Genomic DNA, 23,215 nt, shown 5'->3' with positions numbered 1-23,215 from the left:
CCCTGCCCCAAACACCACCGGCTGAAACACACCACCGCCTGGACACCCACCGAAGCCAGCATCGACAAACCACCCGGCTGGACCTCACCCACCGGCCGCCACTACCAAAGCGAACACCAAGACTGGGAACCACCCCACTGGCCAGCTCAAGTACAGAGCGAACTGGTTCCCGACCAGCACCTTTAGCGCTGGCCCAAGGCTAGCGCTGGTCCAAGGCGGCCAGCAGCCGTTTAACAGAGCTGCCCAGATTCCAGTCGACAGCAAGACGCTCCAGTTCGGCGCGCGAGTCGGCGCCGACGGGATGAAGCTGTGCTCCCGCTTCCTCGAGGGTGGGCAACTTGAGGTCGCGTACCACTTTCACTACCGTGGGCGCGACCATGAGGTAATCGGCAGCGGCTTCGAGTCTTGCCCGCACGGATGCGGAAACGCCGCCTCCCCCGTCAGCTGCCGCCGCGAGCAGATTGTCCAGCGTGCCGAACTGCCCGAGCAGCGACGCGGCGGTCTTTTCACCGACACCGGCGACGCCTGGCAGCCCGTCCGATGCGTCGCCGCGGAGCGTGGCATAGTCGGCATACTGTTGGGGCAGCACGAGGTACTTGCCGACGACGACCACCTCCGTCAACACTTCGAGGTTCCTCATCCCCCGCGCAGTGTAGATCACGCGCACTTGGCGGGCGTCGTCGATCACCTGGAATAAATCGCGGTCTCCCGTGACGACGTCGACCGGAAACTCGGCGTGGCTGGCGTACGTGCCCACGACGTCGTCCGCCTCGTGCTCGTCAGCCCCGACGACGGCTATGCCAGCGAGGTCAAGAACGTGGCGGATCATCGGAATCTGGGCCTCCAGCGCATCCGGAACAACCTCGATATCGGCGGCATCCGTCATGACCTCCGCGACCCGGTGGGCCTTGTAGGTCGGAATGAGATCCACCCGCCACTGCGGGCGCCAGTCGTTGTCCCAGCAAGCGATCAGGTGTGTCGCACCGTAGTCGGTGGTGAGCCTGGCAATCATGTCCAGAAGGCCGCGGACAGCGTTCACTGGTGTCCCGTCGGAGCGACGGATGCTATCCGGCAGGCCGTAGAAGGCGCGAAAGTACAGTGACGCGGTATCGAGCAGCATCAGGCGGTGTGGCATACCTGATCCTGACACGGATGCGTCGGCAGCGTTAGACCGCGCCCGCCCACCGTGGCCCGGCGGGCTGACGGATCGGCCTGATACGGCCATGAAGGTCAGCGGCCGGAATACGCCGGACCTCATGGGGCTGGACAACCGGGAGGTCGTAATTATCCGGCCGCGCCTCCTTCATGGCCTTCGGGCAGAGATCGGTGATGTGTCCCATGCCGGCATACTCACGCACCTCGGCAATGCCGGCAACCGCTGCGGTCTTGGTGTCAAAGGCTTTGGAAATGGCCATCACCGTTCCATCCGGTGCTGTGAGACGAAACCTGAAACAGGATTCTGGGTCCACGTAAAGTTCAAACATGCCGGCCATGGCTCTCCTCAAGTCTGCGCGATCAAACCCCGCGACGGCTTTGCCGCTGAGCTGAGGGACGCGACGCTGCGTCCCTTACCGCTGGTTTTGTTGTGCAATCCCATTGATCGGTGCATCAAGTTCCTAAAGAGTCTCGCTCAGCCGTGGGAGGGTGCGCAAGAGTCTTCAGTTAAGCTCTCCGCGTTCCCGATGGCCTTGCACGCGGGCCTTTCGCAGGTTAACTGACAGGCCTACGCTGGTGGCATGCCTCAACCCCGCGTCAGCGGTGTCGAGCTCTACTACGACGAAAACGGTAACGGGGTCCTCGTCGTGGGCCTCCACGGAACGCCCGTTTCAGCCGCGATATGGGAGGACGCAGGCAAGGGACTGGTCCTGCTCGGCGGCTCAGACTCCTGCACCTAGCCGGACGTCACGGACCCTGCAAATCTTGTTCATATCTTGAGGGCCACGCCGCGCTGCTCACCTTGGCGCTTCCTGTGACATCGGGCACAATGTGCTTCATGGGGCGATGGAGCGAGCAGCAGGTGATAAGCGCCGCTCCCGACGCGTCGTCCCTCGCGGCCGCGCGGAAGCTGGCACGGCCGGGGCCGTGGTCGGATACGGGCAGCAACGACGACCTGGTCTGGGGCAAATGCCAAGGCAGTGGAAAGACGCCCTATCAGGTGAGCGTGGACACCGTGGCCCCCGCCTACCGGTGCTCCTGCCCCAGCCGGAAATTCCCCTGCAAGCACGCCCTGGCTTTGCTGCTTATGTGGTCCCGGGGTGAAGCGGCCGACGCCGGCACAGAGACCGCCGGTTTCGCCCAGGAATGGGCGGCCCAGCGGGCGGAACGGTCCGCTGCGCGGGAAAAACGCCCTACTGATCAGCCGACGGATCCTGCAGCACAGGCCAAGCGGCTGGCCGACCGAATGGCACTGATGGATGCGGGGATCGAGGACTTCGCCCGGTGGCTGACGGATCTGGTCAGGACCGGGTTGGCGTCCGCACACACCCAGCCGTACTCCTGGTGGGACGGCGTGGCAGCCCGCCTTGTTGACGCCCAGCTTCCGGGTTTGGCTGAACAGGTGAGGGCCATGGGTTCGGACGTACACGCCCGGGCCGACTGGGCCGACCATCTGCTGTTCCGGGCAGGCCGCTGGTGGGCCGTGACCAAGGCCTGGCGCATGAGAGAGATCCTGACGCCAGAGGAGGTCGCCGAACTCCGGGTGGCCGTCGGCTGGGCAGTTCCGACGGCGGACGTCCACGGCACCGAGGCCCTGCACGGTCCCTGGCTGGTCCTGGGCGCCCACCGCAGCGACGACGGCAGGCTCAAGCAGCAACGGACCTGGCTCCGAGCCCCCGACGGAACGGTCGTCGTCGTCCTCGATTTCGCTGCCCAGAGTGAGTCCCTGGCGACGCCCCAGCTCGCCGGCGCTGTCCTGGACGCCACGCTCGCACGGTACCCCGGCTCCGCACCGAGGCGCGCTATGTTCACCAGCCCCGCCGCACCCATGGGAACGGCAAGCAGCCTGGGCGACGGTGGCAGTATCGCCCAAGCGATGGAAGCCGAATCGGCCGCGGTAGCCCTCTCCCCCTGGCGTGAGCGCCACCCCGTGCTGCTGGGCGGAGTGCGCGTCTGTCCAGGTGACCACGGCTGGCTGCGGGACGGAGCGGGAGACGCCCTCCCCCTGGTCGACGCACCATTGGACGCCTTGCTGGCCCTGACCGGCGGTCATCCCGTGGACGTGTTCGGCGAACTGGACGAGGGCCACCTACGGCCACTGTCCGCCGTCGTTGGTGGAACGGTGGTGACGCCATGACCTGGCTGGCCGAGCTCAGGACGGCGGCGCTCGTCGGGACCGCCCGGCATCCGGCACCGCCGCCGCCCAGTGAACTGGGCGTCCGCCCCCGGGAAGGCCTGTCCAGCGAGGAATTGGTGCTTGACCAGGCGGCCCTGGCCGACGCCGTCAGCCGTTCCTCCCGGGAATCCACCACTTTGGATGCAGCTGACTTGCCCGAGCCAGCCCCACCGGATGATGCCCCCATAGCCTCTGATGCGGCCGCCCGACTGCTGGAACTGCTGCTTACCCAGCCGCCGGTCGGACAGGAGCTTCGGGGCCTGCTGGTGGCCGATTGGCTTCAGCTGGCCCAAGCCTTCGGCCGACGCGTTCCGCACAGACTGCTGCCTGTGCTGCTGGCTTTGGCGGAAACGAAGCCCGGGGTCGCAGCGTTTCTGCAGCCGGCGATCGGCACCCGGGGCCGCTGGCTTCAGGACCTCAAAGCGCGGGCGTCCGACCTTCCGGCAGCCAGTGCAACGGATTGGGCGGAGCTGAAAAGCGCGGACGCCACCAAAGAACTGGAACGCCTCCGCAGGAGTGACCCCGCCGCCGCCCGCGAATACCTTGCCGCCCACTGGGACACGCTCGGAGCGCGGGAGCGGGCCGCCCACCTGGGCACCTTGGCGATGAACCTCGGGGACGACGACGAGGACCTGCTCGAGCAGGCGCTCGATGACAAAGCCAAGGTGGTCCGCGAGGTCGCCGCCGGCCTGCTCGACCAACTCCCGGCCAGCGCCCGCGGCCGCCGTATGGCCACCCGGCTTCTCCCGCTGCTGCGCGTCAAGGGCATGCTGCGCAAGCAATTCGAGATCGACCTCCCTTCGGAACCGGACGCGGCCGCCCTGCGGGACGGGATCGCGCCGGACCCGCGCACCGGTGAGCCCGACCTGCTGGGCCGGCTCGACACCGTCGTCCGCGGCGCCCCGCTCGACGTCTGGACAAAGGCCTCTGGCCGCAGCCCCGCGGCAACTGTGGCACTGCTTAAAAGCGAAAAGCGCGTCCTCGAAACGATCCGGGACATTGCCGCACTGCGGGGTGACGGTGACTGGGCTCGTGCGCTCCTGGAGCTCCGCTTGGACTTGCGGCTGCTCAATTGCCTGCCTCAGGATGAGCGCGAAGAGACACTGATCCGGCACATCCGGGCCAGCGCCGCAAACCCCTTCGCACTGGCCACACCGCTGCGTGACATGCCACGTCCCTGGGGAACTGCCCTGGCTGAAGCCGTGCTTGAGCAGATTTCGGCCAAGAACGGCGGACAGCTGGCAAGCATGCTGGCCGACGTCCTGCCCGCGGCACTACCGCCGCAGGCGGCCGAGCAGGCCCGGCGATTGCTGGAGCGTTCAGACGACGACGCCGCGCGGCGCCGCGTGCTCCGTGAGGCCCTGCAGTACCAATCATTCCGACAATCCCTGACGGAGGCTTTTCCATGACCAATGCCCCTAACGGCACCGATGTCCTTCGCGCCCACGCCGAGAACGCGTACGCCGACGAGCTCAGCGCGCTGGCCACCGTCGACGACCGGCCCCGTCCGCCCAGCTGGCGGCTGTCACCCTGGGCGGTAACCACCTACATCCTCGGCGGCACCCTGCCAAACGGAGTGCAAGTCACGCCCAAATACCTGGGCTCGGAACGGCTGGTGGAAATCGCAGTGGCATCCCTGGCAACGGACCGGGCCCTGCTCTTGCTTGGTGTGCCGGGCACCGCTAAGACCTGGCTGGGAGAGCATCTCGCCGCAGCCGTTTCCGGATCCTCAAAGCTCGTGGTCCAGGGCACCGCCGGAACTCCGGAGGAGGCACTGAGGTATGGCTGGAACTATGCGCGGCTGCTCGCCGACGGCCCGTCCCGGGCGGCCATGGTCCCCGGGCCGGTGATGCGCGCGATGGAAACCGGAAGCCTGGTTCGCGTGGAGGAACTCACCCGTATCCCGTCCGACGTCCAGGATTCCCTCATCACGATTCTCAGCGAGAAGACGCTGCCGATCCCCGAACTGAACGAAGAAGTGCAGGCACGCAAGGGCTTCAACATCATCGCGACGGCCAACAACCGCGACAAAGGCGTCAACGATCTCTCCTCGGCACTGCGCCGCCGCTTCAACACCGTAGTGCTGCCGCTGCCGGACAGCATCGACCAGGAGGTGGAGATTGTCACCACCCGGGTCCGCAGCCTGGGTGAGGCCCTTGAGCTTCCGGCTGACCTGGCCGCGCTCTCCGAGATCCGAAGGGTGGTCACCGTCATGCGGGAACTGCGCGCAGGCGTAACCCAGGACCAGCGAACCACCCTTAAATCGCCCTCGGCGACCCTGTCGACAGCAGAAGCCATCTCGGTCATGACCAACGGGCTCTCCCTCGCTGCGCACTTCGGTGACGGAACCGTCCGGGCCCAGGACGTAGCGGCCAGCCTGGTGGGCGCGGTGGTCAAGGACCCTGTCCAGGACCGGGTGATCTGGCAGGAATACCTGGAAACCGTCGTGCGGAACCGGCCAGAGTGGAAGGACCTTTACCGGGCCTGCCGCGACCTCGAATCGACCAACTGACTGTGGCTTCTGACCGATCGGCCCTGACCGATGAGCCCTGACCGATGACAGACGTCCACATCCTGGGGATCCGGCACCATGGCCCCGGCTCAGCACACTCCGTCGCTGAAGCACTGGCCAGCCTCAAACCGGATTTGGTGCTGGTCGAGGGACCTCCGGAACTGGACCAGGTCATCCCCTTACTATCCGATCCCGAGATGGTGCCGCCAGTCGCCGGCCTCATCTACGTAGCAGATGAGCCACGGCTGGCTTCCTTCTATCCGATGGCCGGTTTCTCGCCGGAATGGGTGGCGATCCGCTGGGCCCTCTCCACCGGCACTCAGGTGCGGGCGATCGACCTACCGGCCGTGCACACCTTCGCGCTGCAGATGGCCCCTGCGCCCTCTGTGCCTCCCGTGCCGCCGTCGGACGTGCCAACTGTGCCTCCCGTGCCGCCGTCGGACAGTGAGAGCGAGGACGACGACGGCCCCTCCGCAGAAGGTACGGAACCACCTGCCCCTCCACAGCAGCCTTACCGGCCCGACGCGATCGGGATGCTCGCCGCGGCCGCCGGCTACAGCGACGCCGAACGGTGGTGGGAGGATGCCATCGAGCACCGCAACACTGACCCAGTCGACCGGTTCACGGCACTGACCGAGGCCATTGCAGAGATCCGTGCGGCCGACGGCCGGCCGGGCGACCACCCCGACGTAATGGAGAACAACCGGCGGGAAGCCGCGATGCGGCGCCTGATCAGGGCGGCCATGCGTGAAGGGCACGCACGGATCGCCGTCGTGTGCGGTGCCTATCATGCCCCGGCGCTGGTGCCCGCCGACTTTCCCCCGGTGTCTGCAGACAATAAAGTGCTCGCCGGCCTGCCTAAAGCCAAGGTCGCCGTCACCTGGGTGCCATGGACCTCGGGCCGGCTCAGCCTGCGCAGCGGATACGGTGCCGGGGTCACCGCACCGGGCTGGTACCAGCATCTTTTTTCGCACTGGATGACCCGGGGCTCCGGCCCGGACGTGTCCACCACCTGGCTGGTCCGGGTAGCCCATGCCCTGCGCCGGGAAAACCTGGACGCATCAACAGCCTCGGTGGTGGAAGCGAGCAGGATGGCGACTGCCCTGGCCGCCGTCCGGGGCCGGCCGAGCCCGGGATTGGCGGAACTGGACGACGCCGCCCAGGCAGTGCTGTGCGACGGTTCGCCCCTCCCGCTGGCTCTGGTCCATCGCGAACTCACCGTTGGACTCGAACTCGGGAGCGTGCCGGACTCCGCGCCGACCCTCCCCCTGGCCGCCGATCTGGCAGCCACACAACGCAGGCTCCGGTGGAAGCCCAGCGCCATGGAAGAGGTCCTGACCTTGGACCTGCGCAAGCCTAACCAGCTGGCCCGCTCGGTCCTGCTGCACCGGCTGGCACTGCTCGGAGTGCATTGGGGCGCGCAGAGCGAAACCGGCCGGACCACGGGCACTTTCAAGGAGGTCTGGACGCTCCATTGGCAGCCGGAACTCGCGGTTGCAGTGGTTGAAGCCAGCCGCTACGGCACGACGGTCGCCTCGGCTGCCTCGACCTGTGTGTCCGAACGTGCGCAGGCCGCCGGCAGCCTGGCCGAGCTTAGCGAACTGCTCGCAAGCTGCCTGCTCGCTGACCTGCCCCACGGCATAGGTGGCGTCGTCACGGTACTTGCTGAACGCACGGCCCTGCAGCAGGACGTCGCGCCGCTGCTGGAAACCATCGCCCCGCTAGCCCGGACCTGTAGGTATGGAAACGTCCGCGGGGTTGACGTCACGGGTGTACGGAAGATCCTGGACACAACGGTGGTGCGCGCCTGCGTGGGACTGCCCACAGCCTGCGCAGGCCTGGACGATGAAGCTGCGGACGCCATGCGGCGCGCCATCGACTCGGCCCAGCAAGGACTGTCCTTGATGCCCGACCTGCCGCTCGGCGACTGGCACCGGGCGCTCGCTGCCGTCGCCGGCTCGGACCGGATCCACGGTTCGGTGGCGGGACGCGCCACCAGGCTGCTGCTGGACGCGGGCCTTGTGGACGCGGACGACGTCGCCGCCCGGCTCAGTCGCCGGCTCTCAGTGGCCACTCCGGCGCGGGAAGCCGCTGCCTGGCTGGAGGGCCTGCTCTCCGGCGACGCGACGCTGCTGGTTTATGACCGGCGCCTCCTCAAGATCGTGGACGACTGGGTCGCCGGCGTTGACGACGACGTCTTCGACGACGTCCTCCCGCTGCTGCGCAGGACCTTTTCGGCATTCAGCCAGCCGGAGAGGCGGGAGATCGGCGAGCAGGTGAGCCGCATTGACGACGCCGGGCAAACGGACAGCCAGACAACCCTGGACTTGGCGTCGGCCGGCCCTGCGATCCGGACCATGGCCAGGTATCTCGGATGGGAGGTGGTCGCGTGACGGACGCGAACCCTGATGTCATCGGCCCGCGCGGCCGGCTGAACCGCTGGCGCCTGGTTCTAGGCGGGCAGGCTGCGGACGGCATCAGCACGGCGGACGGCGATAGCGTGGTGCTTTCAACCGCAGACGCGCGCCGGGACCAGGCCCTGGAGGCTTTGTACGGGGCGGAAAAGAACGGCCGTGGTGGCCTCGGCGCCTCCAGCCCACGGGTGGCCCGCTGGCTGGGTGACATACGGAGCTATTTCCCGTCCAGTGTCGTGCAGGTGATGCAGGCCGACGCCATGGACAGGCTCGGGCTGCGCCAGTTACTCCTCGAGCCGGAGATGCTGCGAACGGTACAGCCCGACGTCGGCCTCGTCAGTACGCTGGTAGGCCTCGGCCGGGTGATCCCCGAGCATTCCCGCGAGACTGCCAGGACAGTCATCCGGCACGTGACGAATGAGCTTGAGGACCGCCTGCGCGCCAAGACTGTCCAGGCGGTCTCCGGGGCGCTGAACCGGGCGGCACGGTCCCGGCGGCCCCGCCATCGGGACATTGATTGGGCCAGGACGATCGCGGCCAACCTCAAGCACTACCAGCCCAAATACCGGGCGATCGTGCCCGAGCGGCTGGTCGGCCATGCCCGGCGCAGCACCGAGATCCAGCGTGAAATCATCCTGTGCATCGACCAGTCCGGGTCCATGGCCGAGTCTGTGGTGTACTCCAGCGTGTTCGGGGCTGTGCTCAGCTCGCTGCGGTCCGTGCGCACCCGGCTCGTGGTCTTCGACACCGAAGTCGTGGACCTGACCGACGAACTGGACGATCCCGTTGATGTGCTCTTTGGCGTGCAACTTGGCGGCGGCACTGACATCAACCGAGCCCTGGCTTACTGCCAGGAGCAGATCACCCAGCCCACCGAAACGATCCTGGTGCTGATCAGCGACCTCTACGAAGGAGGGATAGCGGAGGAAATGCTTCGGCGCGCGGCCACGATCGTGGGTTCGGGGACCACCATGATCGCGCTGCTGGCGCTGAGCGACAGCGGCCACCCGTCCTTCGACTCGGGCCATGCCGCGGCCCTCGCGGGAGTCGGCGTCCCTGCCTTCGCCTGCACGCCCGACCTGTTCCCTGACTTGATGGCAGCGGCCATTGAACGCCGCGACGTGGGCGAATGGGCGGCGTCCCAGGACATTCCAACGACCCACGAAGCGTAGGGGGTGCTGGGGTTTCGCCGGCGCTCTGGCACACCACGTTGAACGGGGCGAGAATAGCCTCGTGTTCCTAACTCGCCGCGGCGGGGACGGCGAAACGATGAACGCTGCCGCCCGAAAGATTCAGCGCATCTATCTGACGTTGACGCTGGGCAATACCCTTGCGGCCTCCTTCATCTGGGGCGTCAACACGCTATTCCTGCTTGACGCGGGGCTGACAAACTTCGAAGCTTTCGCCGCGAACGCCTTCTTCACGGCCGGAATGGTAATTTTCGAGGTTCCCACGGGAGTGATCGCCGACGGTTGGGGCCGTCGGGTTTCGTTCCTGCTGGGCACCGTAACCTTGGCCGGTTCGACCTACCTTTACTACCTGCTGTGGCTGCTGTCTGCGCCGTTCCCCTGGTGGGCTGCGGTGTCGATACTGCTGGGCCTGGGTTTCACGTTCTTCTCGGGGGCGGTTGAGGCCTGGCTGGTGGATGCCCTGCACTTCTCGGGGTATGAAGGCGGGCTCGAGTCGGTCTTCGGACGCGGGCAGATGGTGTCCGGGGTGGCGATGCTCGGTGGCTCGGTGGCCGGCGGCGTCATTGCCCAGGCCACGGACCTCGGCGTGCCGTTCCTGGTGCGGGTGGGCGTGCTGTTGGCCATGTTCGCGTTGGCGTTTTGGCTCATGCACGACGTCGGGTTCACCCCTGAGCGGTCAGCGCACCCCTTGCGTGCGACGCGGGCTGTGCTGTCCGCTTCGATCGACAACGGCCTGAAAATCCCGCCCGTGCGGTACGTGATGCTGGCTGCCCCCTTCAGTACCGGCGTCGGATTTTACGTCTTCTATGCCCTGCAGCCGTACCTGTTGGAACTCTTCGGGGATCCGCGGGCGTACTCAGTGGCCGGCTTGGCGGCGGCAATCGTGGCCGGCGCGGAGGTAGTGGGCGGCTGGCTCGCCCCCCATGTCCGAGGCCTGTTCCGCAAACGCACGTCCGTGTTGATCCTTAGCGCCTGTATCAGCGCGCTGCTTCTCCTGGTGCTCGGGTTTACCCAGGTGTTCTGGGTGGCCTTGGCACTGCTGACGCTGTGGGCTGTGGTCGACTCCGCGGCAATGCCCGTGCGGCAGGCCTACGTCAACGACATGATCCCGTCCAAGCAGCGGGCCACAGTACTCAGCTTTGCTTCGCTGATGGGATCGAGCGGTGGCGTAGTGATCCAGCCGGCGCTCGGCCGGGGTGCCGACGTGTTCGGCTACCCCGCATCCCTTGCCATGGCCGGTGTGATCCAGCTCTTTGTGGTCCCGTTCGTGCTGGCGAGCCGCCGGCAGGGCTCCCCCGCCGACGTAGCCAAAGCTTCGACGACGCCATCGACCGAGGAGACCAGCCCCTAGGTGCCGTAGCGCTTGTCGAACCGTACGCGTCCCATGCGGCCAAGCCTTTCCACGGTGTGCCAGCTGATCACCGCCACGAGCAGGGTCAGCACGATGGCCAGCACTGCCACGAGCGGTGGAAGGTTGGCCGTTGATCCGTGGTTGAGCCACAGAATGATCGGATAGTTCCAGAGGTACGTCGCGTAGGACACCGTGCCCAGCAACTGCAATGGCCGGGACCATTGAGGCATTTGGTGTTGAGTGGAAGAGGCCAGGACCACCAAGACGGCGGCGGCAACCATGGCCAGGGGGCCGCCGGCGAAAAAGAACGCCGGGGACTCGTTGGCCTTGGGAAAGAACATCAGCGCACCCAGGACCGCGGCCGCACCAAGAAGGGCCGCCCGCCGGGTGCTGCGCCCCGAGAACCAGCCGGACAGCCGCACACGATACAGGCGCAGTGCGGCACCGATGATCAGCCCGAGGCCCCACGTCGTCGGAAGCGCGTAGACCAGGGAGTGCAGGTGCGGGGCCAGGATCAGCATCCCCAAAACGCTCGCCGCCATTAGTGAATAGACGACGGCGGCCGACCAGCTAATCAGGAGCGCCTGCCGGTTCGTCCGCAGGGCAAGCACCAGGAGGGCCGGCCAGATGAGATAGAACTGTTCCTCCACCGCAAGTGTCCAAAGCGGCCCGATGGCCATGCTGACATCGAACGGCAGCGGCAGGTCTTTGAGGTACCCGAAACCGGCCAGGAGTGTGTAACCGATGATTCCCTTCGACCGGTCCCCGAGGACGTCGGCCATGAGTTCCACGATGGCGTATACGCCCAGGAAGGCGGTCAATGCCGGCAGCAGTCGGAAGGCCCGGTGCGCGTAGAAGCGTCCGTAACGGACCTTTCGGTGCCGCTCGACATCCCTCATCAGGACGCCCGTGATCAGGTAACCGCTCAGCACGAAGAACACAATGACACCGACGATTCCGGCGCCCTGGAAGACTCCGGGCCACGAATGCCCCAGCAGGACGGCGCCAACAGCGGCGCCGCGTAGAACATCCAGTCCGCCCAGCCTCTGGCGAACCGTAGTTTGCGGGGCGGCCGTCTTCACGGGTCCACCAATGAGTAACGTCACATAACCTCCGGGGCTTTCGTCCGGCCAGTGCCGGCCTTGGCTGGTCCAAGGCAGGAACTGGGCCCTCGATGCTCGACTGAATTTCGCGGGCGCAAGGCCCGCAGCCTTCCACTCTTCCGGAGTTTTCTGGATGAAACCTGACTGCCGAGCCCCCTCCGGCACGTGTGGGCGGCTGACTGAAGAGGAATGCAGAAGGGCCCGTTCGTCCGAACGGGCCCTTCTGCATGTGGTGGGTCAGCTTCGTGGGCTGACCGAGTTGCGAGCTAGACGCCCGCCGGCCTGTCGTACTTCTGGCCTTCCGGTTTGGACGGCAGGATCGTCAGGACCAGCACCGCCAGGGCGCCGATGAAAGGCACCAGCAGGAGCAGGGCCAGCAGGCCGCTGAAGCCACCGTCGTGGAGACGACGCACAACCAGCGCCAGGGACGGGACGATCGTGGCCAGCCCCCAGATGAGGGCCAGAATGCTTCCGACGCCAAAGTTTGGCGTGCCGTCGGCCGTCGTCGCCGGGCCGCTGATGATGTTAAGGACAATGCTCACAGCAAATGAAACAAGGGCCCACCACCAGAACTCGCTTCGGCTGGCCCGGCCGGAGAAGGTGGCGTACTTCTTGAAGAACCGCTTGACGGCAGCCGGGAACGGCGCTCCGTAGTACGGTGCCCAGAGCGGCGGCTCGCCGCCCTGGAAGGTCTGCGGCTGTGCCTGCTGCTGCGGGTATTGCGGATAGCTCATGGTGATTTCCCCCAAATTTGAGTGATAGGACGAGGCCATCGTACGACTCCACCCGGGGAAGTTTGGCATTTCAATGGACAAAATTTACCTGAACTTACGAAGCGCAGGCGCAATGGCCCCCAAGCTGTTCGGGCTTCTCCTTCATGTCCTGCGTCAAAATTACTGGCGGCTGGACTGCCTCCCCTATGGCGTCACGCCACGGGGCAACCGTCAGGCAAGGAGTGGGATGCGGAAGACTTGGCCGGGAAAGATCAGGTTCGGGTTGCTGATTCGATCCCTGTTGGCTTGGAAAATGTCGTCGGCCGTGGTGTTTTGTCCCTGATCCCGGGCGATCTTTGTCAGGTTGTCACCGCTAACCACTTCGTAGAGCCTGAAGCCCTCCAGCCCCGTGAATACCGTAACCGGGACGACGTTCAGATCCGTCCCGGGCGGATTCATACCGGAGGCGTCCTCGCCGAAGACCTGAAGCATCATGTGGGCGGCCCGGGCCGTGAATCCGCCGAGTGAAACCTGATGCCCAAAGTCACGGATCACCCCCATGCTCCCCGCGCCCTGGATGTGGCCGGTGGCCACGATGTGCCCGGCAGCGTCGAGCACCCGCCACAGCACAGTGGCTTCAAAACCCGTGCCGAGGCCGGCGATCGTAAAGTCCCGGCCAACGACATCGTTTGATTTGGGCTGACGGACTTCGATGAGTCGCGGCGCCATGGCTTACCTCCCACTGGTCGGTTCGGTCCACCTTGAACTTACGGAAGTGCCGTTACTGCGGCGTTATTGCTGAACCTTCCCGGCTCACCCCAGCGACGAGGCGTCAGTGGGGGCGGCCCGGTGGTCTATTCCCCCGGTCAAGTCGTCGATGCGGTCCAGGGCGGCATTGAAGCGCTCAACAGTGGCCCACAAGACAGGATGCTGTTCCCGGATCTGTTCGAGCGTGGCACCGGCGGCGGTCAGTTGTGCCAGGTCAAAACTGACGTTGGTGCGTGCCCCTGTCACCGCGGCGCGCAGGGCACCGAACGCGACGACGACATCGGAAATGAGCGCTGGGTTTCCGTTGGATGCCAGCCACCCCAGGTCATCGATGGCGTCGATAGCGCGTTCGCCGAGCACCGCCGATGCCTTCGCGGCTTCGATGGAGGCACGGTGTATCGCCTCCTCACGTTGCGGCCCCGGTTCAAGCCTGAAGGCAGCCCCGAAAGCAGCAGACGCCGAAGCATCGTCGTCGGCCAGCCGAAGAGCGGCTTCCCGCAGGGAATGCGCCCGCGCGTGGAGAGCCTTGAGCTCCCCGTGCTGGGCCGCCCCTGGTTCCGTGTATCCGGCAACCATGGACGTCAGTGACGCGGCGATGGCCAGCATCACTCCGGTGCCGGCCCCACCGCCCGGCGAACCGTGGGACTCCGCTAAAGCCCGCGTCCAGTCTTCAACCGTCGAACGTTGCGTTGTAACCGCTTCAGAATCAGCCATGACTCTAAGTTAGCGCTACGGTTGAGGCTCAATGCGTGGTACGCCTTCCAATGAAAGGTCCGCCGGCGGGGCCGTGACGACGCTAAACGCTTGCGTCCGGCCATTGATCCGGGTCGTAGCCGTGCAGGCCTGGAATGCGGCGCGGCCTTTGTGCTTGGTCAGGACGGTCCTCATGAACCTTCTCACCGCTGTCTGCCGATTCAGAAGCTTCGTCTCCGGCCTGCTCCTGGGCTTCGTGACGTTCTCCATCGTTGTGCTTGCTGTCAGCCATTCGGTGCTCCAACCACTCAGAGTGGGGGTCCATCTGCCTGAACCACTACGGAAACAGTAGCTTCAGGAGTACTTGCGGACACGCCGGATCGGCTCAAGATCCGGGCAATATTGCCTAAACTCCAAGGAACGGAACGTACAGGGGAAGACCCCTAGCCGTGGTGGCGAGTGAGGATTTCTCCGCTGCGGGCGAGGTGGTCGGCGACGTCCCTGAGTTTGATATTGGATTCGGAACTGGCCCTCGTCAGGATTTGGAACGCCTGTTGGGAGCTGATTTTGAACCTTTCCATCAGGATTCCCTTGGCCTGTCCGATGAGGTCTCGTGTGTCCAGGGCATGGTTGAGCTGGCTGATTTCCTGTGCGTCGGAAAAAGCGACCGCCGCGTGGGCGGCTACCAGCAGGCCGACCTGTTCTGATTCCTGATCGAAGACGTCAACGTCGTCGCCGTACAGGTTGAGGGCGCCCAGGTTGTCCCCCTCGACGAAAAGCTGGAATGACAGCATGCTCCGGGCACCGGCGTCGTAGGCTGCGCGCGCGAAATCCGGCCAACGTTGCTCACGGCCCATATTCGGGACCCGGACAATCCGTTCCTCGTAGGCGGCATCAATACAGGGTCCCTGACCCGTGGCGCTCTGCAATGCGTCCACCTTCCTGGGGAGATCTCCTGAGGCTGCCCGGGACTGGACGGTCCTCCTGCCCATGACGAGACTGACGGAGGCATCGGCAACGTGCGGGATCAGGTCCAGGGCAGCGTGAACAATGTCCACCAGCAGCGCTTCAGTGTCCTCCTCCTGCTGAAGCTCCCGGGCGAGATCGCTGAGCTGGCCGGCGAGATCGCCACCAACCGCCGGTTCAGAGGCAGCGGCTGCCCGGGCTTCTCCCGTCCTGAAGGTCATGTCCTTCATCTCTGCTACGGTCCTTGCTCCTGTTCGCCTGCCTGGGATGCCTGCTTGTCCTCCGGTTCGGGGACGACCTGATTGGCAATCAGGTCCACGCGGTCGGCGGCGGTCAGCCGCTCATCGTTCTGTATGGCGGCTACATCCCCACCGTTGACCTCCGGAGCACCGGAACTCCCCGTTTCCGTACCCGGCTTGGCCGTCTCCTCATGGTGTTCGGCCTTATGGCGTGCCTCATCGAGGTGATGCTCCAGCTTCTCCTCCGCGTCCCGCCGGCGCTGTCCGACAGTCCGTATCTGCTGCGTGGTTGGAGCCGCATGCGCGTGCTGGTGCGGGCCAAGATCATGCGGCTGTTCTGGGTATTTATCACTCATAAAGGCATCGTCCCACCGGACGCGCGCTGCGGGAAGAGGACCTCTGGACCGGGAGGATCAATCGTCCGGACTGTCATTCGTTAACACCTCGACAGCGACGACGTGCACTTCCGACAGCCCCTGCGCCGGAGCCGGCTTCTCCAGCAGGACCGGCTGGTGATGGTTGTGGGCCCATTCCCGGGCGTCGGACCCCAGCACGTCATCGATCCACACCACGGCGTCCCAGTCGGCTTTGCCCAGGAGTTCCATTGTGGCCAGCCACCGGCGCACCGACCGGAGCTTCGGCGTCGGCTCTTCGATGTCCTCGGCACGCATGGACACCGTTACTCGCAAGGGTTCCTCGTCCAGCTGCAGCTGCGACTCCAAGCTGGCCGTTGAGTCTCCCGGCCATGTTGAAACCCACGCGATCCGGCCGCACCGGGCAAGTCTTCTGACGAGGGAAACGGTGCCATCCGACAGCACCAACTCCGTCGGATCCCCTTCCCTGCCAGGGCGGACCACAGGGTTGAGCACGCCATCAACGTCGAGGAGGATAATCGGCTTCACAGATGCGGCCAGGAACTAATCGCAGCGGTTCCCGCAACTAACCGGCGGGCGCAACGACGTCCTCCAGCATCGACCTGTCAAAGAAACGGATCTCGCCCGTCGCCTCGAAGAAGACCGGGACTACTGATGTGCTGGGGTCCTTGGACGTTTCGTAGATGTCAGGCGCATTTCCATGCTTCCGGGCAATTGTTCCAACCAGGTCGGTACCGCGAACCCGGACGGTTCGGTATTTGTAGCTCATGGTGACCCCTTCGTCGACTAGGGCAAACCCTACTCCTGGAGTTGTACTCCTGGGACCTTGCGACCCAGCCGGGACCCCGGTGTTGCCGCCCGAAAGGAGTCTTCACCGTGCCCATGTTGTGCAACGCTTGGTACATGGATCTGGAAGTGTCGCCCGCGCTCACGATACCCGCCTCGGAACTCGGCTGGCGGTTTTCGAGGTCGTCCGGACCTGGCGGACAACACGTCAACACCTCAGACAGCCGCGTGGAGCTTTTCTGGAACGTCTGCACCTCGTCGGCGCTGTCGGACGTCCAACGAGTGAGGCTGCTGACGCGTCTCGAACCGCGTCTCATCGCCGGGGTGATCACTTTAACCGCCTCCGAGCAGCGCTCCCAGCTCCGCAACCGCGAGATCGCCCTGGCCAAGCTCGCCGGCCTGGTGGCAGAGGGTATTGCTCCCGAAGCGGCCCGCCGCCGGGCGACCAAACCCACGCGGGGCTCGAACCGCCGTCGCCTTGCCGCAAAGCAACAGCGTGCGGCGACCAAACAGCAAAGGAAGCGTCCGCCCGCCGAGTAGCTCAGCCGCCACGGGTGTCCATTCGGATAGTCAGCTCGCCTCGGATTGCAGGTTCTGCGCTACCACTGCCAGCGTACGGGCGAGCTCGTCGGTCGGGCTGAACTCCACCAATTCCGTACCTGGAGCAAGCTCGTCGGTATGGCCAGGAGCCGTGTAGTAGGCCTCACCCGCTTCGACGATCTCGTCCCCCGCGGGCGTGTGCATGATGAGCCTGCCCTTGACGACATACCCCCAGTGGTGGCTCTGGCACAGGTCATCCGGCAAGCCTTGGTAGAACGGCGTGTAATCGCCTCCCTCCTCGAATTTTTCGAATGCGATCGTGTATCCGTCGGCTTCCCGATAGCGGCCCTCATAGCCGGTCATGCGCTCCACCCGTGCGGTCTCGTCGTCTTTTGATAGCTTTGCCATCGTCTTGTTCCTTTTCTAGTCTTCTGCGCGGGTCACGCCCGTGCTGTGGTTTCCGCCGCCGCGATCAGCCGCTGCAGCCCTGCCCTGCTTGCCCGCGCCCACGCACGCGCGGCGAGTGACCGCAAAACGGGAGTTCCAAACATCGCCAGCATGCCGGGCAGGGCGGTCGCCCGGACCAGGCGGCAGGTGTAGGTCACGTCGCTCTGGTTTCCGTCCGGACGTATTTCATACCGGTGCACCAGGAGCCAGTCCGCTGGCGTCCCGTTTTTCTTGGACTCCAATGCCGACTCCGTGACCCGCTCGAACGTTGATGGTCGAATGGCTTCCGTGACCACTGAGGAGTCCCGCATCCGGCATATGGAGTCCTCGGCCGTGGACGTGAACTCCGTCCCGGCCGTGGCCTGCCCCGGTGGGGCATCCATGGACAAGAGCGTTGAAGCCTCGGCGCCTCCCCACCCGGGATGGCCTGCCAAATCAGCGAGGACATCGAAAACCATATGTGCTGGGGCGGCGCTGTGTTCACGGACGGTCACGGCAACCTCGCGATTAAGGACGTTGGCTGCTGTTCTTTGCTGCTTCATTTCCGCACCTCCTACGGCAATATTCTGCGGACACCCCAAGAATGCGCTGCGGCCGGATGAAAAGGATGGGGGGCATCCCCCATTTGCGGTCCTATTCCACGAGGGAGTGCCGCAGCGCGAAGGCGGCTGCTTCGCCACGGCTGCGAAGCTGCAGCTTGGCCAGGATGCTGCTCACGTGGTGCTCGGCTGTTTTGGCGCTGATAAAAAGGCGCTCCGCGATTTCGGCGTTGGTCATGGCCTCTGCGAGCAGGGCGAGTACTTCACGTTCCCGCCGCGACAGCAGGCCCAGTGCCTTCGGTCCCGTGCGGGCAGGGCCGCCCAGGGATCGAAGGAGCGCAGCCGCCTTGTCGGCCAAACCGTTAGCGCCGGCGCCGTCGAACACTGCCAGTGCCACCCCGGCCTCGTGCACAGCCACTTCACGGTCCGACTCGCGCAAGGCTTCGGCTAATGCGAGCCGTGCCCGCGCAGCCTCAAGCGGCATGGTCAACTCGCCGAAGATCGCGATCGCTGAGTCGAGCCGTTCGTGCGCCAAGTCGGTGTTACCGACGGCGGCCGCGACGCGACCACCTGTCAGGAGGGACGACGCGATGGCGCGGGGCCAGCGTGTCGCGGAAGCAATCCTGTCCAGGCGTTCTGCGGTCGCCACGGCCTGGCTCGGGACGTGTTGAGCAAGTTCGACCTCGGCAAGCAGCGCGAGCAGTGGAACGGTAAGCAAGCCCTCCCCGACCTGATGGATCCGGCGGTGCAGCAGCGCCGCAGCCACGGCTGTGTCACCAGCCGCGAGACGAACCGCCGCCGTCGCCCGCAACGCGTCGGTGCGGTCTTCAAAGCCCGCGAGCAAGCGGCTTGCTTCCTCCACGCGGCCCTGCAGCAGCCGCAGCTCCGCAAGCTTTGCTGCCGGGTGCACGCACCGGGCACGGTGACCGCCCTGTTCCAGCTCGCGGAGCGTCTTGCTGAGCCAGTCCTCGGCACTGGCGATGTCGCCGGAGGCGAGGAAGATCTCCGCGCAGCACGTGCCACAAAATTCCAGGAGCGCGGGGTGCCCCGTACTTTGCATAAAGCGCAGGAGGATCTTGTTCCACTGGCCCAGGCGGGAGGTGTCGCAGGCCTCTTCGCTGGCCCGTGTAACCATGCAGCAGATATCGCCGAAAACTATCTTGTCGCGAAGTTCGCCCGCCGTAACCACCACCATTGCCTCATCAACCAGCGTCATCCCCTCCGGCACGTCGCCAGCGGCAATGGTCCCGAGGCCCAGGAGCGCCAGGGCCGTTGCTTCAAGATCCGGATCTTTGCAGCTCCGCGCAACTTCCAGCGCGGTCCGGGCGTCGTCGCGCGCCGTTGCCGGGTCAGTGCGCAACAGCCCGCGAGTCACAGCCAGCCACCCGCGGTCGACGCCGTTCGGGAGGCCGGCCGCGATGCCCTCGGCACGCGCAAGCCAGCCGCGGCTGACCGGCTCGTTGCCCAGCGACTCTGCATATTCCCGCGCCAACCACAGTGCTGAGCGGAATGCCCTCGCGTCCTGGCCGAAACGACGAAAGCCGGCGTAAGCCGCCGTGCGCGCGGCCACAGCCTGGTCCACGTTCCGAAGCCACCACAAAGCGGTTGCCAGTCCGTCGTGGGCCTCTGGCTGGTCATGGACCGCCAGCACGGAGTCGAATACGGCTGCGGCCGCTGCCCAGTCGGCAGACGCAAGGAGGCTTTCGCCTTCTCCAAGGCGTTCAGACACCGCGGCGTCGACCATGAATCCATTCTGCTCCCGCGAGTGCCCCCCTCATAGCGTCCGGGTCCCTGTCGCCCGTGTTAAGCCGGCGATAAACTGGCCCTAGCTTGATCTCCAGACACTGCCGGGGCGGAGCCCGCGCCGGATGTGCCGCCGAAAATTGCTGACGGGCCGCAGGGCCGGGGTTGGAGCGTCATGAGCGCGAACCGTGCCGTCATTGTGGGCGCCGGCGCCGCAGGGTTGTCCGTTGCCCTGTCGCTCGTGGACCGGGGCGTTCATCCATTGATCCTGGACCGGGCCGCTACCGCCGGTTCATCCTGGCGGAGCCGGTATGACAGGTTGCGCCTCAACACAAGCCGTCCGTTCTCCCATCTTCCGGGCAGGCGGTTCGCGAAGGGCACGCCGATTTTCCCGACACGCGACCAAATGGTCGAGTACCTTGAGCGCCATTCACAGAATCCGGGCATCACACTGCAGCTGGGGACCGGGGCCGACCGCATCGAACGGGTACCGTTCCGGCATGGATGACGCCGCCATTCGATTCCTATCCTGAGTACAGGAACATCCCCGAAACTGTCTCGTCCCGCGGGATCAGGGTCACCATGGTCGGCCGCTCCGTCTGCCCAGGGTTTCCTGCCCTTGAGCGACCTGCGCTGTGGACGGCCGTTGCCACCCCGAAGGGCTAACGCAATGGCGAGTCTACGCAAACACCCCGCAGGCGCGAGTCGCGCCCTCCTGAGTAAAGCAGTACCCGGTCCGTCCAACGTCGGCTTCACCACCTTGTCGAAACCCAACAAAATCTCGCCTGCAACCGGGAACTACCGTCAGATCACAAGAAATATCCGCACCTAAGCACCCTAGGACGATCAATGACGATGCAGCCAGACCTCCAGGCCAAGCCCGGCACCATCCTCGAAACCGCCCGCACGCAGGTCCTTGACCAGGGTATCGGCCTCTCCGAAAACCAGCTCCTGGAAATCCTCCGGCTGCCGGACAGCGACTTGCCCGCCGCCCTGCAACTGGCGCACGAAGTGCGGCTCAAACACTGCGGCGAGGACGTCGAAGTCGAGGGCATCATCTCCATCAAGACCGGCGGCTGCCCCGAGGACTGCCACTTCTGCAGCCAGTCCGGCCTCTTCGACTCCCCCGTCCGCGGCGTCTGGCTCGACATCCCCGAACTGGTGAAGGCCGCCAAGGAAACCGCCGCCACGGGAGCCACCGAATTCTGCATCGTCGCGGCTGTCCGCGGGCCCGACATCAAGCTCATGAATCAGATCAAGTTCGCCATCGACCGAATCAACGAAGCAGTGGATATCAACATCGCCTGCTCCCTCGGCATGCTCACCCAGCGGCAGGTGGACCAGCTCGCCAGCTGGGGCGTGCACCGCTACAACCACAACCTCGAGACCGCCCGCAGCTACTTCCCAGAGGTCGTCACCACCCACAGCTACGAGGAACGCCTGGACACCTGCAACATGGTCAAGGACGCCGGCATGGAGCTCTGCTGCGGAGCGCTGATCGGCATGGGCGAAACAGTGGAGCAGCGGGCAGAACTCGCAGCCCAACTGGCGGCACTGGAACCCCACGAGGTGCCACTGAACTTCCTCAACCCCCGGCCCGGCACTCCCTTGGAAAACCAAGGCATCATGGACGGCAAGGACGCCCTCCGCGCCATCGCCGCGTTCCGCCTCGCCATGCCCCGCACCGTGCTCCGCTACGCCGGTGGCCGGGAACTGACCCTCGGCGACCTCGGAACCCGCGAAGGCCTCATGGGCGGCATCAACGCCGTCATTGTGGGCAACTACCTCACTACCCTGGGCCGGCCGGCTACCGCGGACCTGAACCTTCTGGTCGAGCTGAACATGCCCATCAAGGAACTCCAGAAGACGCTATGAACCGGGTTTCGCTCCCCCACGCTTCCACCACCGCCGACGCAGTGGGCCCAACCACGGCTGCGTTCTGCGGTCTCTGCGGCGAGCCGTCCGACGGCGGCACCGGCCCGGCGTCGGACGTTCACCACCGTTGCCGCGAACGGCTCGCCATGGAGCCGCCGCGGTACTGTGCCACCTGCCGGCGCCGCATGAAGGTCCAGGTGACTCCGCTGGGCTGGTCCGCCGAGTGCTCCCGCCATGGGGTGCTCGCACCATGATCGATGAGGCGCAGCCGGGCCTGATCCAGCGGGACCGTGCGCGGTTGTGGCATCCGTATGCGCCCGCCTCGCCGGGCCTTCCGCTGTGGGAAGTGGAGGCGGCCGACGGCGTGCGGCTGCGGATTCGGGGCGAGGACGGCACGCGCCACGAGGTGGTGGATGCGATGTCTTCGTGGTGGTCGGTCATCCATGGTTACCGCAATCCAGTGTTGGATGCGGCGGCAAAGCGGCAGTTGGACAGCTTCAGCCATGTGATGTTCGGCGGCCTCACGCACGCCCCGGCGGTTGAACTGGCCGAGCGGCTGGTGGAGATGGCGCCGTCCGCACCTGGACGGCCGGGGCTGGAGCGGGTGTTCCTGGCCGACTCGGGTTCGGTGGCCGTCGAGGTTGCGCTGAAGGTGGCCGTACAGTTCCAGACCGCCTCCGGGCACCCCCAGAGGCAGCGTTTCCTCAGCATCCGTGGCGGGTACCACGGCGATACCTTCGCGGCGATGGGTGTCTGCGATCCCGTTGACGGCATGCACTCCGCCTTCCCGGGCCTGCTGGCCGCCAATGTCTTTGCACCCCGACCGCCGGCGGCTTCTTCCGCGACACCGGAGACCGTGCGGGTTTGGGCGTCCGAACTCGGGGACATTGCGGCCGCGCATGCCGGGGAGTTGGCCGCGATTCTCGTCGAACCGGTCCTCCAAGGTGCCGGCGGGATGCACGCGTACCCGGCCGAATGCCTGACGGTGCTGCGAAGAGTGGCGGACAGGCATGGGCTGCTGCTCATCTTCGACGAGATCGCCACCGGTTTTGGCCGTACCGGCGAACTGTTCGCGGCTGATCATGGTGGCGTTGTGCCGGACATCATGTGCGTGGGCAAAGCCCTCACCGGCGGGTACCTGACCCTGGCCGCCATGCTCTGCACGGGGGAAATTGCGTCGACGGTATCCGGCGGCAAGGTCGCGGCGCTGCTTCACGGCCCCACGTTCATGGGCAACCCGCTGGCGTGCGCAGTGGCCAACGCCAGCCTCGGCATCATCGACGGCGGCGGCTGGCGGGCCGACGTCGCACGGATCCGTGCAGGCTTGGAAGCGGGGCTCGCCCCTGCAGTTGACCTTGAGTCCGTCCGTGATGTCCGCACCATCGGCGCCGTCGGCGTCATCGAACTGCACGACGCCGTCGACGTCACGGCGGTCACTGCCGCCGCCATCCGGCACTCGGTCTGGCTCCGGCCGTTCCGCAACCTCGTCTACACGATGCCACCGTATATCAGCACCGCGGCCGATATTGGGCAGATTACCGCGGGGATGAGGGCCGCCATCGCCGAAGTCCATGAGCGTATCCCGGCACGGAAGTACGTCCCTACAGGATTGGGTGATCGGGGATGACCGG

General features: G+C 65.7%; 26 protein-coding genes and 1 pseudogene. 13 read left to right on the top strand and 14 right to left on the bottom strand.

What is annotated here, in order from left to right; all coding sequences use genetic code 11:
- Positions 1–186: pseudogene (locus tag ACFC25_RS17295) on the top strand (endonuclease); the annotation flags it as partial.
- Positions 187–199: 13 nt separating this feature from the next.
- Here ACFC25_RS17295 and ACFC25_RS17290 read toward each other — a convergent pair.
- Positions 200–1,135, bottom strand: coding sequence for a 5'-3' exonuclease H3TH domain-containing protein (locus ACFC25_RS17290; protein ID WP_376047382.1), 936 nt, complete (start codon positions 1,133–1,135; stop codon positions 200–202).
- Between the two features lie 31 nt (positions 1,136–1,166).
- Complete coding sequence (locus tag ACFC25_RS17285; RefSeq protein ID WP_376047368.1) at positions 1,167–1,415, bottom strand: hypothetical protein; 249 nt, start codon at positions 1,413–1,415, stop codon at positions 1,167–1,169.
- Positions 1,416–1,736: 321 nt separating this feature from the next.
- Here ACFC25_RS17285 and ACFC25_RS17280 point away from each other — a divergent pair, with 321 nt between their 5' ends.
- From ACFC25_RS17280 to ACFC25_RS17250, 7 genes are all read left to right on the top strand, one after another.
- Positions 1,737–1,895: a hypothetical protein gene (locus tag ACFC25_RS17280; protein ID WP_376047366.1), complete on the top strand. Its 159-nt coding sequence runs from the start codon at positions 1,737–1,739 to the stop codon at positions 1,893–1,895.
- A 98-nt stretch (positions 1,896–1,993) separates the two neighbouring features.
- Positions 1,994–3,292 (top strand): SWIM zinc finger domain-containing protein, encoded by a 1,299-nt coding sequence (locus tag ACFC25_RS17275; RefSeq protein ID WP_376047363.1) that lies wholly within the window; start codon positions 1,994–1,996, stop codon positions 3,290–3,292.
- Positions 3,289–4,740, top strand: coding sequence for a DUF5691 domain-containing protein (locus ACFC25_RS17270; protein ID WP_376047360.1), 1,452 nt, complete (start codon positions 3,289–3,291; stop codon positions 4,738–4,740). The genes ACFC25_RS17275 and ACFC25_RS17270 overlap by 4 nt, the downstream gene beginning before the upstream one ends.
- Positions 4,737–5,843 carry an AAA family ATPase gene (locus ACFC25_RS17265; protein WP_376047357.1) on the top strand — a complete coding sequence of 369 codons (1,107 nt, stop codon included), beginning with the start codon at positions 4,737–4,739 and terminating at the stop codon, positions 5,841–5,843. Before ACFC25_RS17270 ends, ACFC25_RS17265 begins: the two co-directional genes overlap by 4 nt.
- Positions 5,844–5,887: 44 nt before the next feature.
- Complete coding sequence (locus ACFC25_RS17260) at positions 5,888–8,236, top strand: DUF5682 family protein (RefSeq protein WP_376047354.1); 2,349 nt, start codon at positions 5,888–5,890, stop codon at positions 8,234–8,236.
- Positions 8,233–9,429 (top strand): VWA domain-containing protein, encoded by a 1,197-nt coding sequence (locus ACFC25_RS17255; protein WP_376047351.1) that lies wholly within the window; start codon positions 8,233–8,235, stop codon positions 9,427–9,429. The genes ACFC25_RS17260 and ACFC25_RS17255 overlap by 4 nt, the downstream gene beginning before the upstream one ends.
- Before the next feature lie 97 nt (positions 9,430–9,526).
- Positions 9,527–10,798, top strand: a complete 1,272-nt coding sequence (locus tag ACFC25_RS17250; protein WP_376047379.1) for an MFS transporter — start codon at positions 9,527–9,529, stop codon at positions 10,796–10,798.
- Here the strand turns inward: ACFC25_RS17250 and ACFC25_RS17245 are convergent.
- From ACFC25_RS17245 to ACFC25_RS17205, 9 genes are all read right to left on the bottom strand, one after another.
- Positions 10,795–11,904 carry an acyltransferase gene (locus ACFC25_RS17245; protein ID WP_337347231.1) on the bottom strand — a complete coding sequence of 370 codons (1,110 nt, stop codon included), beginning with the start codon at positions 11,902–11,904 and terminating at the stop codon, positions 10,795–10,797. The genes ACFC25_RS17250 and ACFC25_RS17245 overlap by 4 nt on opposite strands.
- A gap of 263 nt (positions 11,905–12,167) precedes the next feature.
- Positions 12,168–12,635, bottom strand: a complete 468-nt coding sequence (locus ACFC25_RS17240; protein ID WP_337347230.1) for a DUF805 domain-containing protein — start codon at positions 12,633–12,635, stop codon at positions 12,168–12,170.
- A 210-nt stretch (positions 12,636–12,845) separates the two neighbouring features.
- Positions 12,846–13,343, bottom strand: a complete 498-nt coding sequence (locus tag ACFC25_RS17235) for a LysM peptidoglycan-binding domain-containing protein (protein WP_376047346.1) — start codon at positions 13,341–13,343, stop codon at positions 12,846–12,848.
- 84 nt (positions 13,344–13,427) lie between these two features.
- Positions 13,428–14,096: a cyclodeaminase/cyclohydrolase family protein gene (locus ACFC25_RS17230; protein ID WP_376047344.1), complete on the bottom strand. Its 669-nt coding sequence runs from the start codon at positions 14,094–14,096 to the stop codon at positions 13,428–13,430.
- A gap of 82 nt (positions 14,097–14,178) precedes the next feature.
- Positions 14,179–14,367 carry a hypothetical protein gene (locus tag ACFC25_RS17225; RefSeq protein WP_337347227.1) on the bottom strand — a complete coding sequence of 63 codons (189 nt, stop codon included), beginning with the start codon at positions 14,365–14,367 and terminating at the stop codon, positions 14,179–14,181.
- Between the two features lie 151 nt (positions 14,368–14,518).
- Positions 14,519–15,262: a GAF and ANTAR domain-containing protein gene (locus ACFC25_RS17220; RefSeq protein WP_376047341.1), complete on the bottom strand. Its 744-nt coding sequence runs from the start codon at positions 15,260–15,262 to the stop codon at positions 14,519–14,521.
- Positions 15,263–15,276: 14 nt separating this feature from the next.
- A complete protein-coding gene (locus tag ACFC25_RS17215; RefSeq protein WP_337351276.1) occupies positions 15,277–15,636 on the bottom strand; it encodes a hypothetical protein in 360 nt (119 codons plus the stop codon).
- Between the two features lie 57 nt (positions 15,637–15,693).
- The gene (locus tag ACFC25_RS17210) at positions 15,694–16,182 is read right to left on the bottom strand and encodes an HAD domain-containing protein (RefSeq protein ID WP_376047339.1); all 489 of its coding nucleotides are present in this window, start codon (positions 16,180–16,182) and stop codon (positions 15,694–15,696) included.
- Positions 16,183–16,219: 37 nt separating this feature from the next.
- Positions 16,220–16,423 carry a hypothetical protein gene (locus tag ACFC25_RS17205; RefSeq protein ID WP_337347223.1) on the bottom strand — a complete coding sequence of 68 codons (204 nt, stop codon included), beginning with the start codon at positions 16,421–16,423 and terminating at the stop codon, positions 16,220–16,222.
- 134 nt (positions 16,424–16,557) lie between these two features.
- Here ACFC25_RS17205 and arfB point away from each other — a divergent pair, with 134 nt between their 5' ends.
- A complete protein-coding gene (gene arfB, locus ACFC25_RS17200; protein ID WP_337347222.1) occupies positions 16,558–16,980 on the top strand; it encodes an alternative ribosome rescue aminoacyl-tRNA hydrolase ArfB in 423 nt (140 codons plus the stop codon).
- 30 nt (positions 16,981–17,010) lie between these two features.
- On the opposite strand, the gene ACFC25_RS17195 is transcribed toward arfB, so the two are convergent.
- The 3 genes from ACFC25_RS17195 to ACFC25_RS17185 all read right to left on the bottom strand — a co-directional run bounded on the left by ACFC25_RS17195 (position 17,011) and on the right by ACFC25_RS17185 (position 19,710).
- The gene (locus ACFC25_RS17195) at positions 17,011–17,388 is read right to left on the bottom strand and encodes a hypothetical protein (protein ID WP_376047335.1); all 378 of its coding nucleotides are present in this window, start codon (positions 17,386–17,388) and stop codon (positions 17,011–17,013) included.
- Positions 17,389–17,420: 32 nt separating this feature from the next.
- Positions 17,421–17,969, bottom strand: a complete 549-nt coding sequence (locus ACFC25_RS17190; RefSeq protein ID WP_376047332.1) for an SRPBCC family protein — start codon at positions 17,967–17,969, stop codon at positions 17,421–17,423.
- 91 nt (positions 17,970–18,060) lie between these two features.
- A complete protein-coding gene (locus tag ACFC25_RS17185) occupies positions 18,061–19,710 on the bottom strand; it encodes a response regulator transcription factor (RefSeq protein ID WP_376047329.1) in 1,650 nt (549 codons plus the stop codon).
- Positions 19,711–19,884: 174 nt separating this feature from the next.
- On the opposite strand from ACFC25_RS17185, the gene ACFC25_RS17180 reads away from it, so the two are divergent.
- The 4 genes from ACFC25_RS17180 to ACFC25_RS17165 all read left to right on the top strand — a co-directional run bounded on the left by ACFC25_RS17180 (position 19,885) and on the right by ACFC25_RS17165 (position 23,211).
- Positions 19,885–20,217: an NAD(P)-binding protein gene (locus ACFC25_RS17180; protein ID WP_376047326.1), complete on the top strand. Its 333-nt coding sequence runs from the start codon at positions 19,885–19,887 to the stop codon at positions 20,215–20,217.
- A gap of 341 nt (positions 20,218–20,558) precedes the next feature.
- On the top strand, positions 20,559–21,584 hold the full coding sequence (gene bioB / locus ACFC25_RS17175; protein WP_337347217.1) for a biotin synthase BioB: 1,026 nt from the start codon (positions 20,559–20,561) through the stop codon (positions 21,582–21,584).
- Positions 21,581–21,838 carry a hypothetical protein gene (locus ACFC25_RS17170; protein ID WP_376047323.1) on the top strand — a complete coding sequence of 86 codons (258 nt, stop codon included), beginning with the start codon at positions 21,581–21,583 and terminating at the stop codon, positions 21,836–21,838. Before bioB ends, ACFC25_RS17170 begins: the two co-directional genes overlap by 4 nt.
- Positions 21,835–23,211: an adenosylmethionine--8-amino-7-oxononanoate transaminase gene (locus ACFC25_RS17165; RefSeq protein WP_376047320.1), complete on the top strand. Its 1,377-nt coding sequence runs from the start codon at positions 21,835–21,837 to the stop codon at positions 23,209–23,211. Before ACFC25_RS17170 ends, ACFC25_RS17165 begins: the two co-directional genes overlap by 4 nt.
- Positions 23,212–23,215 lie beyond the last annotated feature (4 nt).

Source organism: Pseudarthrobacter sp. NPDC055928 (assembly GCF_042270935.1).
GTDB lineage: Bacteria > Actinomycetota > Actinomycetes > Actinomycetales > Micrococcaceae > Arthrobacter.
This window is presented reverse-complemented; position numbering and strand designations above follow the sequence as displayed.

Bases quoted from the DNA above. Each gene is read 5' to 3' on its own strand.
- ACFC25_RS17290 (WP_376047382.1), bottom strand. From the start codon at position 1,135: ATGCCACACCGCCTGATGCTGCTCGATACCGCGTCACTGTACTTTCGC.
- ACFC25_RS17285 (WP_376047368.1), bottom strand. From the start codon at position 1,415: ATGGCCATTTCCAAAGCCTTTGACACCAAGACCGCAGCGGTTGCCGGC.
- ACFC25_RS17280 (WP_376047366.1), top strand. From the start codon at position 1,737: ATGCCTCAACCCCGCGTCAGCGGTGTCGAGCTCTACTACGACGAAAAC.
- ACFC25_RS17275 (WP_376047363.1), top strand. From the start codon at position 1,994: ATGGGGCGATGGAGCGAGCAGCAGGTGATAAGCGCCGCTCCCGACGCG.
- ACFC25_RS17270 (WP_376047360.1), top strand. From the start codon at position 3,289: ATGACCTGGCTGGCCGAGCTCAGGACGGCGGCGCTCGTCGGGACCGCC.
- ACFC25_RS17265 (WP_376047357.1), top strand. From the start codon at position 4,737: ATGACCAATGCCCCTAACGGCACCGATGTCCTTCGCGCCCACGCCGAG.
- ACFC25_RS17260 (WP_376047354.1), top strand. From the start codon at position 5,888: ATGACAGACGTCCACATCCTGGGGATCCGGCACCATGGCCCCGGCTCA.
- ACFC25_RS17250 (WP_376047379.1), top strand. From the start codon at position 9,527: ATGAACGCTGCCGCCCGAAAGATTCAGCGCATCTATCTGACGTTGACG.
- ACFC25_RS17240 (WP_337347230.1), bottom strand. From the start codon at position 12,635: ATGAGCTATCCGCAATACCCGCAGCAGCAGGCACAGCCGCAGACCTTC.
- ACFC25_RS17235 (WP_376047346.1), bottom strand. From the start codon at position 13,343: ATGGCGCCGCGACTCATCGAAGTCCGTCAGCCCAAATCAAACGATGTC.
- ACFC25_RS17230 (WP_376047344.1), bottom strand. From the start codon at position 14,096: ATGGCTGATTCTGAAGCGGTTACAACGCAACGTTCGACGGTTGAAGAC.
- ACFC25_RS17225 (WP_337347227.1), bottom strand. From the start codon at position 14,367: ATGGCTGACAGCAAGCACAACGATGGAGAACGTCACGAAGCCCAGGAG.
- ACFC25_RS17220 (WP_376047341.1), bottom strand. From the start codon at position 15,262: ATGACCTTCAGGACGGGAGAAGCCCGGGCAGCCGCTGCCTCTGAACCG.
- ACFC25_RS17215 (WP_337351276.1), bottom strand. From the start codon at position 15,636: ATGAGTGATAAATACCCAGAACAGCCGCATGATCTTGGCCCGCACCAG.
- ACFC25_RS17205 (WP_337347223.1), bottom strand. From the start codon at position 16,423: ATGAGCTACAAATACCGAACCGTCCGGGTTCGCGGTACCGACCTGGTT.
- arfB (WP_337347222.1), top strand. From the start codon at position 16,558: ATGGATCTGGAAGTGTCGCCCGCGCTCACGATACCCGCCTCGGAACTC.
- ACFC25_RS17195 (WP_376047335.1), bottom strand. From the start codon at position 17,388: ATGGCAAAGCTATCAAAAGACGACGAGACCGCACGGGTGGAGCGCATG.
- ACFC25_RS17190 (WP_376047332.1), bottom strand. From the start codon at position 17,969: ATGAAGCAGCAAAGAACAGCAGCCAACGTCCTTAATCGCGAGGTTGCC.
- ACFC25_RS17185 (WP_376047329.1), bottom strand. From the start codon at position 19,710: ATGGTCGACGCCGCGGTGTCTGAACGCCTTGGAGAAGGCGAAAGCCTC.
- ACFC25_RS17180 (WP_376047326.1), top strand. From the start codon at position 19,885: ATGAGCGCGAACCGTGCCGTCATTGTGGGCGCCGGCGCCGCAGGGTTG.
- bioB (WP_337347217.1), top strand. From the start codon at position 20,559: ATGACGATGCAGCCAGACCTCCAGGCCAAGCCCGGCACCATCCTCGAA.
- ACFC25_RS17170 (WP_376047323.1), top strand. From the start codon at position 21,581: ATGAACCGGGTTTCGCTCCCCCACGCTTCCACCACCGCCGACGCAGTG.
- ACFC25_RS17165 (WP_376047320.1), top strand. From the start codon at position 21,835: ATGATCGATGAGGCGCAGCCGGGCCTGATCCAGCGGGACCGTGCGCGG.